The following is a 15,412-nucleotide window of genomic DNA, read 5'->3' as shown; positions in this document are numbered from 1 at the left end:
AGGCATGCTGTGTGGGGACGCCGGCGCATTGCGGTGGAGCCGGCGCCATGATGCCTGGCCTTAGGTCGGCACTCTGTCAGGGAGAACTACGATGCATTCGCTATGCAGTCCCAGGGATTACCAGCTGGACCTCGACGGTATTGAGATTGCGGTACGGACTTGGGGGCCGGAAGACGGCATTCCTGTGCTGGCCGTGCATGGCTGGCTGGATAATGCGGCCTCGTTCGAACGCCTGGGGCCGTTGCTGGAGGGCTGCTTCGTCGTGGCCCCCGACCTGGTCGGCCACGGCCGTTCGGACCATCGTCGCCACGACAGTGGCTACTACCTGTGGGAACATGCCGAGGACATGCTGGCGGTGACCGACAGCCTGGGGCTGGCGCAATTCCATGTGTTGGCGCATGGCATGGGTACCGGGGTGGCGTCGCTGCTGGCGGCCATGACCAGCGGTATCGCCAGCATGACCTTCCTCGACGGCATGGGTGCACCGTTCACGGTGGCCGAGGATGATCGCGTGCAACACCTGGCCCGGGCCTACCGGCTCAAGCGCATGGTGCAGCGCAGTCAGTTGCAGGGCTTTGCCGAGCCGGCCGTCGACCGTTTCGAGGACCTTGAAACGGCCCTGGAGCAACGCCGCGAGCGCCTGGACACCGAGCTGTCGGAAGGGGCTGCACGGCTGCTGGCGCTGCGTGACCTGCTGCAGTTGGGCGAGGGTTATTGCTGGCGCCACGACCCGCGCCTGGTACTGCCCGAGCCCATGCCGCTGACCGAGCGCGAAGCCTGCGACCTGCTCAGCCAGATCCGTTGCCCGTTGTACCTGCTGTTCGGCCGCCAGGGGGCATTCACCGGTGAGGCCTTTACCCGGCGCCAGGCGGCCTTGCCCAGCCAGGCGAAGATCTCCTGGCATCCGGGCGGGCACCACTTCCATCTGGATGCGCCGGACCGGGCGCTGGTCGACCAATTGTTGCGCATCCTGGCCCGTCATGAAGGGGACGTGCTGCAACGGTTGGTGAACGAGTAGGTGAGTCTGGTCATGCCGTGCGGACCTGGGCTATGGTGGCTGTGGGAGCGGCTTTAGCCGCGAACACCGGCGCAGCCGGTGCCATACACCGCGCTGATTCTTCGCAGCGATCCTCTACAGGAATCCAGCAGCCACAAGGAGCCCCGGCATGCGACCATTCGCCATCAAGCACATCGACCACCTCGTTCTGCGGGTCAGCGACCTGGAGCGCAGCGTTGCCTTCTACACCGAGCTGCTCGGCTGCACGGTCAGCCGCGTGCGCGAAGACCTGGGTATGGTCCACCTGGCCACCGGCACGGCGATGATCGACCTGGTGACCCTGGACGGTCCCCTGGGGCAGCCTGGCGGGGCGGCGCCGGGGGCCGAGGGGCGCAACCTGCACCATTTCTGCCTGCGCATCGAGCCGTTCGATGAGCCGGCACTGAAGGCCTACCTGCAAGCCGCGGGGGTTGAGGTTGAACCTGCCGAAAAGCGCTATGGCGCTGAAGGCGAGGGGCTGTCGCTGTACTGCTACGACCCGGACGGCAACCAGGTCGAGCTCAAAGGACCGGTACTGGCAACGAGGGCTCCATGACTGACCTGCACACCCGCGAGCACTGGATCGACACCGCGCAAGGCAAGCTGTTCGCCCAGGAATGGGCGCCTTTGCAGGCGCAGGGTGCACCGATCGTCCTGCTGCATGATTCGCTGGGTTGCGTCGCCTTGTGGCGCGAGTTTCCGGCGCAGCTTGCGCAAACCACCGGACACCGGGTAATCGCCTACGACCGCCTGGGCTTTGGCCGCTCCGACGCCCACCCGGGCAGGTTGCGCCTGGGCTTTGTCGAGGGCGAGGCGCAGCAGGGGTTCACGGCGTTGCGCGCGTATTTTGGCATTGGCGATTTCATTGTCTTCGGCCACAGCGTGGGCGGCGGCATGGCTGTGGCCTGTGCGGCGGCCTTCGCCAGCCACTGTACGGGGCTGATTACCGAATCGGCGCAGGCGTTTGTCGAGGCCCGTACCCTTGAAGGCATTCGCGTGGCCGACCGGCAGTTTGCCGAACCCGGGCAGTTGCAACGGCTGGAGCGCTACCATGGCGACAAGGCCGAGTGGGTATTGCGCGCCTGGGTGGACAACTGGCTGGCCGAGGACTTTGCCGGCTGGAGCCTGGATGAGGTGCTGCCGCAGGTACGCTGCCCGCTGTTGAGCCTGCATGGCGATAACGACGAGTTCGGCTCGCCTGCACATCCCGAACGGCTGGTGGCGCTGGCTGGCGGGCCGGGGGTGATGCGGTTGCTGCAGGGCTGTGGGCATGTACCGCACCGAGAGCAGGCTGAGCGGGTATTGGCAGAGGTCGTACAGTTCTTGCGCTAAACGTTGGCTTGAAACTGGCTACGGTCCCTGTAGGCGCGCGTGGGGCTTACATGCGCCGTTCGTTCAAGCGCCCACCTTGCCCCTGGGCCAACACTGGCGGCTCCAACTTGCCTGGAGCCACCCATGCGTATCCTCTACGCCCCATTGTTCTTCTTCGGTTTCATCGCCGCTGCACTGGCGCTGGCAACCCGCCCGCTGTGGCTGTTGCCACTGCTGGCCAGCGCTGTGTTGCTGTCATTCACCTGCGAATGGCTCATCCCTTACAAGACCGCCTGGAACCAGACGCAAGGCGAGGGCCGACGTGACCTTTGCCATGCCCTGGTCAACGAGTGCCTGACCCTCTCCAGCGTGGCATCCATCCCACTGCTGGCCAGCTGCCTCCCGGCAACCGACCTGTGGCCCGTCCATTGGCCGCTGGCCTTGCAGTTGCTGTTGGCAATCGTGGTAGCGGACCTGGGCATCACCCTGGTGCATTACGCCAGCCACCGCAGCCCGCTGCTGTGGCGGCTGCATGCGGTACACCACAGCGTCACCCGGCTGTACGGCTTCAACGGCTTGCTGAAACACCCCGTGCACCAACTGCTCGAAACCCTGGGCGGGACTCTGCCGTTGCTGGTGCTCGGCCTGCCTGTCGAGGTGGCTACACTGCTGGCGTTCAGCGTGTCGATCCAGTTGTTGCTGCAGCACGGCAACGTGGACATGCGCATCGGCGGCTTGCGCCATGTGTTCGCTTGGGCGCCGGTGCACCGCCTGCACCACCTGAAGTACGGCACCACCGGTGACGTCAACTTCGCACTGTTCTTCCCGCTATGGGACCGTCTGCTTGGCACGGTGCTGTACTTGCCAGGCTACGCGCTGGCAGATGACGACATGGGGATCGGTGACCGGCCGGATTATCCGCAGGCCTACCTGGCGCAACTGCGTGAGCCTTGGGTGAGCGGCGATGCGCAACCACCGGCCCTGCTGCCGGCAGCACTGCGCCAGGCGTTAGCCGAACGTGCGTAGGCGCAGTCGACGCAAGGCGGTGCCGGGGGGCATGCCGAACTGACGGCGCACACTGCGGGTAAAATGCGCCGAGTCGGCAAACCCTGCCAGCAGTGCTGCTTCGGTCAGGCTGGCGCCGCCCAACGCCAATTGCAGGGCCACGCGCAGGCGCTGCCACAGCACCAGGCGCCGTACCGACAGCTCCAGCGTGCCGCTGAACAGGCGCTCCAACTGACTGATCGACAGCGCGGCGGTACTGGCCAGTTCGTAGGCCGGCAGGGCCCGTTCGTCCAGCGCATGGATGCGCTTGAGTGCTTTGCTCAGGCGCGGGTCGAGCGGGCGGCGGGGCCACTGCCGCAGGCACTCGGCCAGTTGCTCAGGGCTGTTGCCGGCTTGCTCGCAGACCTGTGCCAGGTCTGCCACGTCGAACGCCAGGGGCTCGGCGAACAAGGTAAGGCAGGGTATGCCATGGCTGAGGATGGCGTGTGGTTGCTGCGACGGGATGACCACCTGCTGGCCGCTATAGCGCTGCTCGCCCAGGCATACCTCGACATCCGCACCGAGGCCGATCAATACCTGGTGCGCGTAATGCGCGTGGCTGTCGGTTTTGCCTAGCGTGGCCAGCAGCAGGCAGTGATCGCCCGCCAACCAGATATCGCCTTGCCAGCCCTGTGTCGCCTTATCGTTCATGCAGCCCTCTTGTGCGCCTGGTCATGCCAGTGGATATCCCGGCAAAGCCTATTATGCTTCAGTGACCTTGCTGCGATCCGAGGCGGCCCGCCTCGTCGTGCTTCGCATATCCAAAGCAAGTCCCCCAGGGCCTGGGTGCGATGGTGAAAAAGATTTGAGGTGCTCCCGGCCTGCATAACGACAAGACGGAGGCACCCCATGGCGGTTCTCGACAGCACATCCACGGGCAGCGCGCCCCAACGCGGTATCACCCGGGAGGAGCGCAAGGTCATCTTCGCCTCGTCCCTTGGGACGGTCTTCGAATGGTACGACTTCTACCTGTACGGCTCACTGGCGGCGATCATCGCCAAGCACTTCTTTGCCGGGGTCAATGAAACCACCTCGTTCATCTTCGCCTTGCTGGCCTTTGCCGCCGGCTTTGCCGTGCGGCCGTTCGGCGCCATCGTGTTCGGGCGCCTGGGCGACATGATCGGGCGCAAGTACACCTTCCTCATCACTATTGTCATCATGGGCCTGTCCACCGCCGTGGTGGGCCTGCTGCCCAGCTACACCACGATCGGCGTGGCCGCGCCGATCATCCTGGTTACCCTGCGCCTGCTGCAGGGCCTGGCATTGGGGGGCGAGTACGGCGGGGCGGCCACCTACGTGGCCGAACATGCACCCAAAGGCCGGCGCGGCTTTTTCACCGCCTGGATCCAGACCACGGCCACCCTGGGGCTGTTCCTCTCGTTGCTGGTGATCATGGCCTGCCGCACGGCCATGGGTAACGAGGTGTTCGAGGCCTGGGGCTGGCGGGTGCCGTTCCTGCTGTCGATCCTGCTGCTGGCGATTTCGGTATACATCCGCATGCAACTCAACGAGTCGCCGGTGTTCATGAAGATGAAGGCCGAGGGCAAGGCGTCCAAGGCGCCGCTGACCGAAGCGTTCGCCCGCTGGGACAACCTCAAGGTGGTGATCATGTCGCTGCTCGGCGGTACCGCCGGCCAGGCCGTGGTGTGGTACACCGGGCAGTTCTATGCGCTGTTCTTCCTGTTGCAGATGCTCAAGATCGAGCCGCAGACCGCCAACCTGCTGATCGCCGGTTCGCTGCTGATCGGCACGCCGTTCTTCATCTTCTTCGGCAGCCTGTCCGACCGCATCGGCCGCAAGAAAATCATCATGGCCGGCTGCATCATCGCCGCACTGACCTACTTCCCGATCTTCAAGGCACTGACCCAGTACGGCAACCCGGATGTGTTCGTTGCCCAGGAGCAGAACCCGGTGGTGGTGATGGCCGACCCTGGCCAGTGCGCGTTCCAGTTCGACCCGGTGGGCAAGGCCAAATTCACCAGTTCGTGCGATATCGCCAAGAGCCTGCTGGCCAAGCGGGCCATCCCCTATACCAACGAAGCGGCCGAACCAGGCAGCGTGGCGCAGGTCCGCATTGGTGAGCGGGTGTTGCCGAGCTTTGATGGCAGCAGCCTGGCGGCAGCGGACTTCAAGGCGCAGAGCGACGCCTTTACCGCGAACTTGACCGGGGCGTTGAAAGAGGCGGGCTACCCGGAGAAGGCCGACCCGGCGAAGATCCATTACCCGATGGTGCTGTTGCTGCTGACCTTGCTGGTGGTCTACGTGACCATGGTCTACGGGCCGATCGCCGCCTGGCTGGTGGAGCTGTTCCCGGCGCGTATCCGTTACACCTCGATGTCGCTGCCTTACCACATCGGCAACGGCTGGTTCGGCGGTTTCCTGCCGACGGTGGCGTTTGCCATGGTGGCGGCGACCGGGGATATCTATTACGGCTTGTGGTACCCGATCGTGATTGCGGTGATGACGGCGGTGTTGGGGATTTTCTTCCTGCCGGAGACCAAGGACCGGGATATCACCCACACCTGAAGGTTTAGGCTGCCAGTACCGGCCTCTTCGCGGGTGAACCCGCTCCCACAGGTACAACACAGGCTTCGAGAACTGTGCAGTACCTGTGGGAGCGGGTTCACCCGCGAAGAGGCCGGTATTGGCAACCCATCAGTCGAAATAGCCACGCAGCCCAAAGGCATACCCGGTATCCACCCCCTCAGCCTCACCCCGCCCCCAGCGCTTCTTCAACACGAACTCGAATGCCGGTTCGTACAACCCGTCCCGCACCAGTGCACCCGCCAGCACCTCCACGTCATACCAGCCATTGTCCAGCTCGATGATTGGCCGCCCCGGCACCTGGTAGCGCGCCATCAGGTCACCCAGTGTCTTGGGCGTGAAGTGCTGCAGGATGCGCCAGGTGTACAGCATCAGCGCACCGTGCTCGACCTGCAGCACATAGCCATTGCGGCGGTGCTTGAGGCGGCTGCCGGGTTCGAGCAGGGCCGGGGTGTGTCTGTCCAGGGTGAACAGGATGCGGTAGGGCAGGTTGTCGACCCCGGCCAGCGGCAGCACGATACCTTCGCGCACGGCCTGGTCGCCGCTGTCGCCATGGGTGAACGCATGGGCCAGGTCGTCGGGCAGTTCATGTTGTTGCTTGAAGCGCTCGAGCAGCTGGATATCGCCAAGCAGAAAGTAGTCGACCAGGTCATTGAGCACTTCGCTGAATTCGTGGCGCATCTGTTTTCCTTGTTGGTGCGCATGAGGGCAATGGCAAATGTAGCACTTCAGATTGGCTTCAGATTGCCCCCGGATACTGCCCCCAACACCTGACCTGAAAGGGGGACAGCCATGACCCAGGCAGACAGCTCCAACCTGTTTCCACTGGCTATTGGTAGCCACGGCGATCGCCTTGCCCATTTGACGCTGAAACTCCCGGGGGAACCTGGGCGCGACGAGCTGGAGCAGTTCATTCACGCCCGCTTTGCCTGCGCCCACCACGCCGACGTGCAGCACTACCTGCCCGAACTGCTCGGCTTGCACGACAGCCATGGACGCTTGATGGCCGCCGCCGGCATACGCCTGGCCAGCAGTGGCCCGACCTTCATCGAGCGTTACCTGGATGAACCGCTGGAGGTGGCCGTGACCCGGCTGTCGACCAGCCCGGTGAGCCGTGCGCAGTTGGTTGAAGTGGGTAACCTGGCCGCACTCAGCGCCGGCAGTGCGCGGATCATGATCATTGCCGTGACCTGGTTGCTGGCCGCCCGCGGCTTGCAGTGGGTGGCCTTCACCGGGGCTGCGACCCTGGTCAACAGCTTTCATCGCCTGGGCCTGGTGCCCACGGCGCTGGCCGTGGCCGACCCTGGTCGGCTGAACGGCGACGCCGGCAGTTGGGGCAGTTACTACGCGCAGCACCCGCAGGTGTTCGTCGGCAGCATCGGCTACGGCCATGAAGCCCTGGCCCGCGGCGGAGTGTTCGAGCGGTTGGGTTTGCCCGCGAGCGTACAGGAGGCCGGCCATGCTGCATGAATGCCAGCTGTTCAGGGACGTGTTGCAACTGCATGCCCGCCACCGAGGGGCGCAACCGGCGTTGCTGGGCCTTGCCGGGTCATTCACCTATCAACAGTTGCTGGACGAGGTCGAGCACCGCCAGGCCTGGTTGAGCGCGCAGCCACCGGGCACTTTCGTCCTGGCCCTGGAGAACGGCCCCGAGGCGCTGTTCTGGGACCTGGCGGCGCTGTTCGCGGCGCGTCCCATCGTCATCCTGCCGGCGTTCTTCAGCAGTACCCAGCGGCGCCACTGCCTGGCGCAGAGCGGGGCGGTGCTGGCGCTGGCCGATGAGGCCTTCGCTGACGACTTGCACGCCAGCGGCTTCAGTGCCGGTGAGCGTTTCTGGAGCCGGCAGCCGCCAGCGAGCGCGCCCTTGCCACCGGGTACTGCGAAGATTACCTACACCTCCGGCAGCACCGGTGCACCCAAGGGCGTATGCCTGAGCGCCGATGCCATGCTGCGGGTAGCGCGTGAACTGGAGGCCGCCAGCCGGTCTGCGGCGCCGGGCAAGTACCTGGCGGTCTTGCCCCTGGCAGTGCTGCTGGAAAACCTGGGGCTTTACGCGGCCCTGCTGGCCGGGGCGAGCATTGCCCTGTACCCGCAGGCGCAGCTGGGTTTTCGCGGTGCCAGCCAGGTCGACTTCAAGCAGTTGCTGGGCGCCATTGCCTTGAGTGGTGCCGAAAGCCTGATCCTGGTGCCGCAACTGCTGCTTGGGTTGGTCACCGCCATCGAACGCGGCCTGATGCGAGTTGGCCCGTTGCGCTTCGTGGCGGTGGGCGGCGCGCGGGTGGCGCCGAGCCTGCTGGCCCGTGCCGCGGCCATCGGGCTACCGGTGTTCGAGGGCTACGGCCTGTCCGAATGCGCCTCGGTGGTATGCCTCAACCGCCCCGGCGGCCAGCGCTCGGGCAGTGTCGGGCGGCCGCTGCCGCATGTGCAGGTGCGCATTGCCGAAGATGGCGAGGTGCAGGTGGCCGGCTCGGCGTTGCTCGGCTACCTGGGCGAGCCACCTTTCAGCGAGCCGTGGTTGTCGACCGGTGACCTGGGGCACTTCGACAGCGACGGCTTCCTGTACCTGGCCGGGCGCAAGAAGCACCAGTACAGCACCAGCTTCGGGCGCAACGTCAACCCCGAGTGGGTCGAGGCCGAACTGACCCAGGGCGGGGTGATCGCCCAGGCGTTCGTTCATGGCGAGGGCCTGGCGCACAACCTGGCGCTGGTCTGGCCGCTGGACCCGCAGGCCGATGATCACACCCTGGAACAGGCCGTCCGCCAGGCCAATGCCGGGCTGCCGGACTATGCCCGGGTACATGCCTGGCGGCGCTTGCCCGAGCCCTTGAGTGCCGCCGGGCAAACCCTGACCGCCAATGGCCGGCCACGCCGCGAACAGATCCTGCGGTGTTACCAGTCCTTGCTATCCGACCTTCAATGAGCGACGAGGTTGCCATGCTTTTCTTCGATATGCTGCAACAGGAAACCGCCGACGAGCGTACGGCATTGTTCAACGTCCCGGTCATCCGCGACGCGCTGGCCGGCAAGGCCAGCCTCGAGGCCTATGTGGCCTTCCTCACCCAGGCCTACCACCACGTGCGGCACACCGTGCCATTGATGATGGCCTGCGGCGCCCGCTTGCCGGCGCGGCTGGAGTGGCTGCGCGGTGCAGTGTGCGAGTACATCGAGGAGGAGTACGGCCACGAGCGCTGGATTCTCGATGACATCGCCGCCTGCGGGGGCGATCCGCAGCAAGTGGCGGGCGGCCGCCCGGCGTTGCCCATCGAGCTGATGGTGGCATTTCTCTACGACCAGATTGCCCGTGGTAACCCGGTCGGGCTGTTCGGCATGGTCAATGTGCTCGAAGGCACCAGTATTGCCCTGGCCACCCAGGCTGCCGGGACCCTGCAGAGCAGCCTTGGCCTGCCGGACCAGGCATTCAGCTACCTGAGTTCCCACGGCGCCCTGGACCAGGACCACATGGCCACCTACCGCGGGCTGATGAACCGACTGGACCAGCCCGAGGACCAGCAGGCGGTAATCCACGCCGCCAAGGTTGTGTATCGCCTCTACACCGCCATGTTCGAAGGGCTGCCGCGTGCCGCGCAGCAGGAGGCACAGCATGCGCTTGCCTGATTGCGTGGCGGTGCTCACTGGCGCCAGCGGTGGCATCGGCCTGGAGTTGGCGGACCAGCTGTGCAGCGCCGGTGCCCGGGTGCTGGCGGTAAGCCGGCAACAGGGCAAGCTGGCCGAGCTGATGGTGCGCTACCCTGGGCAACTGCTTTGGCAGCAGGCCGACCTGCGCAGCGCCGAAGGCCGCCGCGACGTGCTGGAAGCGGCGCGGGCGATGGGCTGTTGCAACCTGTTGATCAACGCTGCCGGGGTCAACCGCTTCGCCATGCTCGAACAGATGGACGAGGCGGCCCTGGACGAGTTGTTCGATCTCAACATCAAGGCCGCCGTGCAGCTTACCCGCCTGTGCCTGCCGCTGCTGCGCGAGCAACCCAGTGCTCTGGTGGTGAACGTGGGTTCGATCTACGGCTCGATCGGCTACCCCGGCTATGCCACCTACTGCGCCAGCAAGTTTGCCTTGCGCGGGTTTTCCGAGGCGCTGCGCCGCGAGCTGGCCGACACTTCGGTGAACGTGCTATATGCCGCACCGCGCACCACCCACACGACGATGAACAGTAGCGCTGCGCAGGCCCTGAACCAGGCGCTTAAGGTGGGCGTCGATGACCCGCAGGATGTCGCCCGGGCAGTGCTCGATGCCGTGCAGGCCGAGCGCAGCGAACTGTACCTGGGCTGGCCGGAAAAACTTTTCGTGCGCCTTAACGGCATGCTGCCGGGCGTGGTCGACCGCGCCCTGCGCAAACAACTGCCGCTGATCCGTCGCTACAGCACCTGGCACAGCAAGGAGTCGAGCAAATGAAGCGTCTGATACTGGCCAGCCTGCTGGCAATCGCCCCGTTCACCTGGGCCCTCGACCAGAACGGAACCCAGCAACTCAATGCCATCCAGCAGCGCTGGGCGGTAATACGCTACAACCTGCCCGAAGCCCAGCGTGCCGGGGCGTTCGAGGCCCTGGCGGTGCAGTCGGCGGCGTTGGTGCGCCAGCACCCGGGCTCGGCCGAACCGCTGATCTGGGACGGCATCGTCAACAGCAGTTGGGCCGGTGCCACCGGCGGGCTGGGCGCGCTGGGCAAGGTCAAGGCTGCCCGTACCAGCCTGGAAAAGGCCCTGGCCATGGACCCCAAGGCGCTGCAGGGCTCGGCCTACACCAGCCTGGGTGCGCTGTACGATCAGGTACCCGGCTGGCCGCTGAGCTTCGGCGACCAGGCCAAGGCCGAGGCCATGCTGCGCCAGGCATTGGCGATCAACCCCGAGGGTATCGACAGCAACTACTTCTGGGCCGACCACCTGTACCGGCAGAACCGCTACGCCGAAGCCCGTGCTGCCCTGCAAAAGGCCTTGCAGGCACCGCCCCGCCCCGGGCGGGAGCTGGCTGACCAGGGCCGCCGTGGTGAAATAGATGCTTTACTCAAAGCGATCAAGGACAAACAGGATTGAGCATGCGCCTACTGCTGGTTGAAGACGACGCCGCGCTGGGGGAGGGCATCTGTGACGGCCTACGCCGCGAGGGCTATACCCTCGACTGGTTGCAGGATGGCGCCAGCGCCTTGCATGCCCTGTGCCACGAGGAGTTCGACCTGGCCATCCTCGACCTGGGCTTGCCACGCCTGGACGGCATCGAGCTGCTGCGGCGCCTGCGCGTGGCCGGGAAGAGCCTGCCGGTGCTGGTGCTGACCGCCCGTGACGCCACCGACGACCGCATCGCCGGGCTGGATGCCGGCGCCGATGACTACCTGGTGAAACCCTTTGACCTCAACGAACTCAAGGCCCGCTTGCGGGCCTTGCTGCGTCGTAGCAGTGGCCGCGCGCGGGTATTGATCGAACACGCCGGGGTGTGCCTGGACCCGGTCAGCCAACAGGTGCACTACCAGGGCCAGCCGGTGGTGCTCACGCCCAAGGAGTACCTGCTGCTTCACGAATTGCTGGCCCAGCCGGGCAAGGTGTTCACCCGTGAACGGTTGACCCAGTTGTTGTATGGATGGGATGAAGAGCCGGAGAGCAATACCCTGGAAGTGAACATCTACCAACTGCGCAAAAAGCTGTTCAACGGCCTGATTCGTACCGTACGCGGGATCGGCTATCTGGTGGAAGTCAAGGCATGAGCTCGCTGCGTCAACGCACCTTATGGCGGGTGATGCTGCTGTTGCTTGGCGGCAGCGGATTGCTGGCGCTGTATAACTACCATGACAGCCGCCACGAAATTAACGAGGTGTACGATGCCCACCTGGCGCAGAACGCGCGGCTGCTGCAGGGCATCATGAGCCTGCCGGTGCAGGGACAGAGCCGTGACGAGTTATACCGCGCCTTCGACGAGGCCTTGAGCAAGGCCGGGCAGGACAAGGTAGGGCACCGCTATGAGAGCAAGCTGGCCTTCCAGGTATGGGCCGACGACAACGGCTTGCTGGTGCACACGCCCAGCGCCCCGCAGCTGGGGCAGCCGCCCCGGGCGCCGGGGTTTGCCGACATGGTGATGGATGGGCACCGCTGGCGCAGTTTCGTCTTGCCGGTGCCGGAAAAACACTGGGTAATCTGGGTGGGTGAGCGCAACGACGTGCGTGACGACCTGATCGAGCGCATCGTGCGGCACACGCTGTTGCCATTCCTGTTCGGCAGCCTGGCCCTGGCCTTGCTGGTGTGGGCGGCCATTGGCTGGGGACTGCGGCCGTTGCAGAACATGGCCAAGGTGATCCGCGCCCGCCACGCCGAGTCACTCGAGCCGTTGCAGCTGGTACCGCTGCCGAAGGAACTGGAGCCGATGCAGGCGGCGATCAACCGCCTGCTCGGGCAGATCGACGACCTGCTGCGCCGCGAGCACCGTTTCATCGCCGATGCCGCCCACGAGATGCGCACGCCCTTGGCCGTCCTGCGCCTGCATGCGCAGAACGCCCTCAATGCAGCCAGCGAGGCCGAGCGGGACAAGGCTCTGCAGTTCCTGATGGGCGGTGTCGACCGCCTTGCCCGGGTGGTCAATCAGCTGTTGACCCTGGCCCGCCTGGAGCCACGGCCCGGCCAGCGTGCCTGGCCGCAGGTTGACCTGGAGGGAGTGGTGGCCGAGACCCTGGCCGAGCTGACTCCATGGATACTGGAATGCGGGCTGGAGCCTTCGCTGGACATCGCAGCAGGCGACTACCACGTGCACACCGACGCTGGCGCGCTGGGCATTGCCTTGCAGAACCTGGTGACCAATGCCGTGGACCATTCGCCAGCGGGGGGGAGGGTCACCGTGACGCTGCAGCGTGAAGGGCAAGCCCTGCTGATCAGTGTCGACGACGAAGGGCCGGGCATCGCCGTGGCAGACCAGCAGCGGGTATTCGAGCGTTTCTACAGCAAGGGTTCGACCAATGGCGCTGGGCTGGGGTTGTCGATCGTCAGCACCATCATGAAGCGCCTGGGTGGCAATGTGCAGTTGCGCAATCAGCTACCACACGGGTTGCGCGCGACCCTGCGCCTGCCCGTGGGGCCATAAACGTACACCTAGTGTTTCTGGGTGATCTGGATCAGGTTGCCGCAGGTGTCATCGAACACCGCCACGGTGACGGGCCCCATGGGGGTGGGCGGCTGGGTGAATTGCACGCCCGCCGCGCACAGCCGGGTATATTCGGCCTGGATGTCACGCACGCCGAACGAGGTGGCAGGGATGCCGTCCTGCCTGAGCGCGGCCTTGTATACCTTGGCAGCCGGGTGTGCGTCGGGCTCCAGCAGCAACTCGACGCCGTTGGGGTCGTTGGGGGAGGTGAGGGTCAGCCAGCGGTGCCGGCCCATGGGGACGTCGTGCTTGGGCTCGAAACCGAGTACGTAGTGGTAGAAAGCCAGGGCTTTGGCCTGGTCGTCGACGAGGATGCTGGTGACTATGATCTTCATGAACGCACACCGTATGCATGGGGTCGATAAGTATCAGTAAAGCCGTTCGGGGGCATTTGACCAGTGGCAACGCTCGAGCAGGGGGCACCTGCAAGGAACATGCGCTGCTGCAGCTGATCGCCTTTACGGGGCTGGTGGGGTGGGCTGTGTTTCCAGATGGGCTGCGAGCTGAACGGTCATTAACGTTGGTCGGGCGTAATCAACCAAGCCAGGAGTCATGACCATGCAAGAAGAATCGATGAATGAACTGCCAGCTCGCGATGACCACGATCTAATGGATCACCCGGAACCTCAGGAGACACTGTCCAGGCGCAAGCGTGGGGTAGGCCCTGTGGTCGGCATGGCATGCGCGCCAGAGTACAAACTGATCGGCGACGACTGTGTGCCGACGAATGTCGACTTCGAGTAGTACGCAGGGGGCGCAAGGCGTCCCCCCTACAAAAAACCTGCCCAAGCCATAGGTAAATCCTTCATCACCCAGCCCCCACCCACCCGCTGCCAAGGGTAAAGTGTCAGGCCTGATCCCAGCGCGCCCAGACCGGCGTCAGAGAGGTGCCCGTGGCGGCCTATACATTGCGACAACTCAAGTACTTCGTCACCACGGTGGAGGCCGGCAGCGTTGCCGAGGCTTCACGCCAGCTGTACATCGCCCAGCCGTCCATCTCCACGGCCATCAAGAGCCTGGAGGAAAGTTTCGGCGTGCAGCTGTTCATTCGCCACCACGCCCAGGGTGTGTCGCTGACGCCCAGCGGCAAGCGCTTTTATGCCAAGACCAAGTCGCTGCTGCAGATGGCCCACGAATTCGAGCAGAATGCCCTGGCCGACAACGACACCGTGGCCGGGCAAATCGACATCGGTTGCTTCGAAACCGTGGCACCGCTGTACCTGCCGCGCCTGATCGCCGGCTTTCGCCAGCGTTACCCGGGGGTGGATATCCGCCTGCGCGACGGCGAGCAGCAGGACCTGATCCAGGGCCTGACTGCCGGTACCTTCGACCTGGCGTTTCTCTACGACCATGACCTGGACGGCACCATCGAGGCCGAGCCGCTGATGCCGCCGCAGAAGCCCTATGTGCTGCTGCCCGAGAACCACCGCTTCGCCGGCCAGGCCCAGGTATCGCTGCGCGACCTGTGCCCGGAGCCGATGATCCTGCTGGATGTGGCCCCCAGCCGCACCTACTTCGTCAGCCTGTTCAACGAAATGGGCCTGACGCCCAACATCGTCTTCAGCTCGCCGTCAATCGAAATGGTGCGTGGCATGGTCGGGCAGGGCTTCGGCTTTTCGCTGCTGGTGACGCGACCGCATTCGGAGTACACCTACGACGGGCAACGCCTGGCCATGCTGGATATCGCCGAGCCGGTGGCACTGTCGGGGTTGGCGGCAGCGTGGTTGAAGCGGGTGCAACTGACCAAGCCGGCGCAGCTGTTCGTCGAGTTCTGCCGGGAAGAACTGGCCAGGTTCTGAAACAGGCACGCCATGCTTCCTTCTTCCAAGGCATGGCGCGCCTGCTGATCAGGGACTGACCTGGTAGCCGCGCCCCTGCAGGCATCCGGCGTAGGCACTGGCATGGGCCTGGGCTTTCGCTTCGTCCTGGCCGCGACGGTCCTGGCGGCGGTCCTGACGCTGGCGCATGCCACCGACCGCAGCACCGGCGGCGGCTACTTCACCGGCGCGGTTCTGCCGGTATTGCTCCTTGGCATCGTCACCGACCCGATCATACAGCTCGTCGTGCTGGTTGCCGCGCACCTGCGCGCCTGCCGCACCGGCAACCGCGCCGGCAGCGGCACCGCGTACGCGGCCACCGACATGGGGGGCGTTGGAGGTCGCGGCACTGTTCGCGGCATTGGTCGCGACGGTATTGCAATCATTGATATCCAGTTGCATCTGCTGGCTGCTTTGGCCCTTGAGCGGCACCACCGACTGCGCCTGGGCTGCCGATGCCGCGCACAGCAGCACCAGCAGGTAACTCCACGTGAACGTACGCATGGCAAACCTCCAGCAGGTGGG

The 15,412-nt window shown here is 65.2% G+C and carries 18 protein-coding genes; 14 read left to right on the top strand and 4 right to left on the bottom strand.

The window, feature by feature from the left end; all coding sequences use genetic code 11:
• Positions 1–91: 91 nt before the first annotated feature.
• The 4 genes from MKK04_RS15790 to MKK04_RS15775 all read left to right on the top strand — a co-directional run bounded on the left by MKK04_RS15790 (position 92) and on the right by MKK04_RS15775 (position 3,373).
• Positions 92–1,018, top strand: coding sequence for an alpha/beta fold hydrolase (locus MKK04_RS15790; protein ID WP_233693539.1), 927 nt, complete (start codon positions 92–94; stop codon positions 1,016–1,018).
• A gap of 148 nt (positions 1,019–1,166) precedes the next feature.
• The gene (locus MKK04_RS15785; protein ID WP_207836130.1) at positions 1,167–1,592 is read left to right on the top strand and encodes a VOC family protein; all 426 of its coding nucleotides are present in this window, start codon (positions 1,167–1,169) and stop codon (positions 1,590–1,592) included.
• The gene (locus MKK04_RS15780; RefSeq protein ID WP_207836127.1) at positions 1,589–2,368 is read left to right on the top strand and encodes an alpha/beta fold hydrolase; all 780 of its coding nucleotides are present in this window, start codon (positions 1,589–1,591) and stop codon (positions 2,366–2,368) included. Before MKK04_RS15785 ends, MKK04_RS15780 begins: the two co-directional genes overlap by 4 nt.
• Positions 2,369–2,491: 123 nt before the next feature.
• Complete coding sequence (locus MKK04_RS15775; RefSeq protein ID WP_063913714.1) at positions 2,492–3,373, top strand: sterol desaturase family protein; 882 nt, start codon at positions 2,492–2,494, stop codon at positions 3,371–3,373.
• Here the strand turns inward: MKK04_RS15775 and MKK04_RS15770 are convergent.
• A complete protein-coding gene (locus MKK04_RS15770) occupies positions 3,356–4,042 on the bottom strand; it encodes an AraC family transcriptional regulator (protein ID WP_241105653.1) in 687 nt (228 codons plus the stop codon). The two genes, MKK04_RS15775 and MKK04_RS15770, sit on opposite strands and share 18 nt — an antisense overlap.
• A gap of 198 nt (positions 4,043–4,240) precedes the next feature.
• Here MKK04_RS15770 and MKK04_RS15765 point away from each other — a divergent pair, with 198 nt between their 5' ends.
• Positions 4,241–5,917: an MFS transporter gene (locus MKK04_RS15765; RefSeq protein WP_207836119.1), complete on the top strand. Its 1,677-nt coding sequence runs from the start codon at positions 4,241–4,243 to the stop codon at positions 5,915–5,917.
• Between the two features lie 129 nt (positions 5,918–6,046).
• Here the strand turns inward: MKK04_RS15765 and MKK04_RS15760 are convergent, their stop codons facing one another.
• The gene (locus tag MKK04_RS15760; protein ID WP_233687981.1) at positions 6,047–6,616 is read right to left on the bottom strand and encodes a hypothetical protein; all 570 of its coding nucleotides are present in this window, start codon (positions 6,614–6,616) and stop codon (positions 6,047–6,049) included.
• A 111-nt stretch (positions 6,617–6,727) separates the two neighbouring features.
• On the opposite strand from MKK04_RS15760, the gene MKK04_RS15755 reads away from it, so the two are divergent.
• From MKK04_RS15755 to MKK04_RS15725, 7 genes are read left to right on the top strand one after another with little or no spacing between them, the layout of a single operon-like run.
• The gene (locus MKK04_RS15755) at positions 6,728–7,405 is read left to right on the top strand and encodes a thermostable hemolysin (RefSeq protein WP_207836113.1); all 678 of its coding nucleotides are present in this window, start codon (positions 6,728–6,730) and stop codon (positions 7,403–7,405) included.
• Positions 7,395–8,855, top strand: coding sequence for an AMP-binding protein (locus MKK04_RS15750; RefSeq protein WP_241105652.1), 1,461 nt, complete (start codon positions 7,395–7,397; stop codon positions 8,853–8,855). The genes MKK04_RS15755 and MKK04_RS15750 overlap by 11 nt, the downstream gene beginning before the upstream one ends.
• Before the next feature lie 14 nt (positions 8,856–8,869).
• Entirely contained in the window at positions 8,870–9,550 is a 681-nt protein-coding gene (locus tag MKK04_RS15745; protein WP_063913708.1) for a TenA family transcriptional regulator, read from the top strand.
• On the top strand, positions 9,537–10,343 hold the full coding sequence (locus tag MKK04_RS15740) for an SDR family oxidoreductase (protein ID WP_207836103.1): 807 nt from the start codon (positions 9,537–9,539) through the stop codon (positions 10,341–10,343). The genes MKK04_RS15745 and MKK04_RS15740 overlap by 14 nt, the downstream gene beginning before the upstream one ends.
• Positions 10,340–10,981, top strand: a complete 642-nt coding sequence (locus MKK04_RS15735; RefSeq protein WP_241105651.1) for a tetratricopeptide repeat protein — start codon at positions 10,340–10,342, stop codon at positions 10,979–10,981. Before MKK04_RS15740 ends, MKK04_RS15735 begins: the two co-directional genes overlap by 4 nt.
• 2 nt (positions 10,982–10,983) lie before the next feature.
• Positions 10,984–11,646, top strand: coding sequence for a response regulator (locus MKK04_RS15730; RefSeq protein WP_207836097.1), 663 nt, complete (start codon positions 10,984–10,986; stop codon positions 11,644–11,646).
• Positions 11,643–13,010, top strand: coding sequence for a sensor histidine kinase (locus MKK04_RS15725; RefSeq protein WP_207836095.1), 1,368 nt, complete (start codon positions 11,643–11,645; stop codon positions 13,008–13,010). The genes MKK04_RS15730 and MKK04_RS15725 overlap by 4 nt, the downstream gene beginning before the upstream one ends.
• Positions 13,011–13,018: 8 nt before the next feature.
• On the opposite strand, the gene MKK04_RS15720 is transcribed toward MKK04_RS15725, so the two are convergent.
• Positions 13,019–13,405 (bottom strand): VOC family protein, encoded by a 387-nt coding sequence (locus MKK04_RS15720; protein WP_207836092.1) that lies wholly within the window; start codon positions 13,403–13,405, stop codon positions 13,019–13,021.
• Between the two features lie 223 nt (positions 13,406–13,628).
• Between MKK04_RS15720 and MKK04_RS15715 the strand changes: the two genes are divergently transcribed.
• Both MKK04_RS15715 and MKK04_RS15710 read left to right on the top strand, forming a co-directional pair.
• Complete coding sequence (locus tag MKK04_RS15715; protein ID WP_207836089.1) at positions 13,629–13,814, top strand: hypothetical protein; 186 nt, start codon at positions 13,629–13,631, stop codon at positions 13,812–13,814.
• A gap of 149 nt (positions 13,815–13,963) precedes the next feature.
• On the top strand, positions 13,964–14,869 hold the full coding sequence (locus tag MKK04_RS15710) for a LysR family transcriptional regulator (RefSeq protein WP_207837896.1): 906 nt from the start codon (positions 13,964–13,966) through the stop codon (positions 14,867–14,869).
• A gap of 48 nt (positions 14,870–14,917) precedes the next feature.
• On the opposite strand, the gene MKK04_RS15705 is transcribed toward MKK04_RS15710, so the two are convergent.
• Positions 14,918–15,391: a YMGG-like glycine zipper-containing protein gene (locus MKK04_RS15705; RefSeq protein WP_241105650.1), complete on the bottom strand. Its 474-nt coding sequence runs from the start codon at positions 15,389–15,391 to the stop codon at positions 14,918–14,920.
• Positions 15,392–15,412 lie beyond the last annotated feature (21 nt).

Source organism: Pseudomonas sp. LS.1a (genome assembly GCF_022533585.1).
Classification (GTDB): domain Bacteria; phylum Pseudomonadota; class Gammaproteobacteria; order Pseudomonadales; family Pseudomonadaceae; genus Aquipseudomonas.
This window is presented reverse-complemented; position numbering and strand designations above follow the sequence as displayed.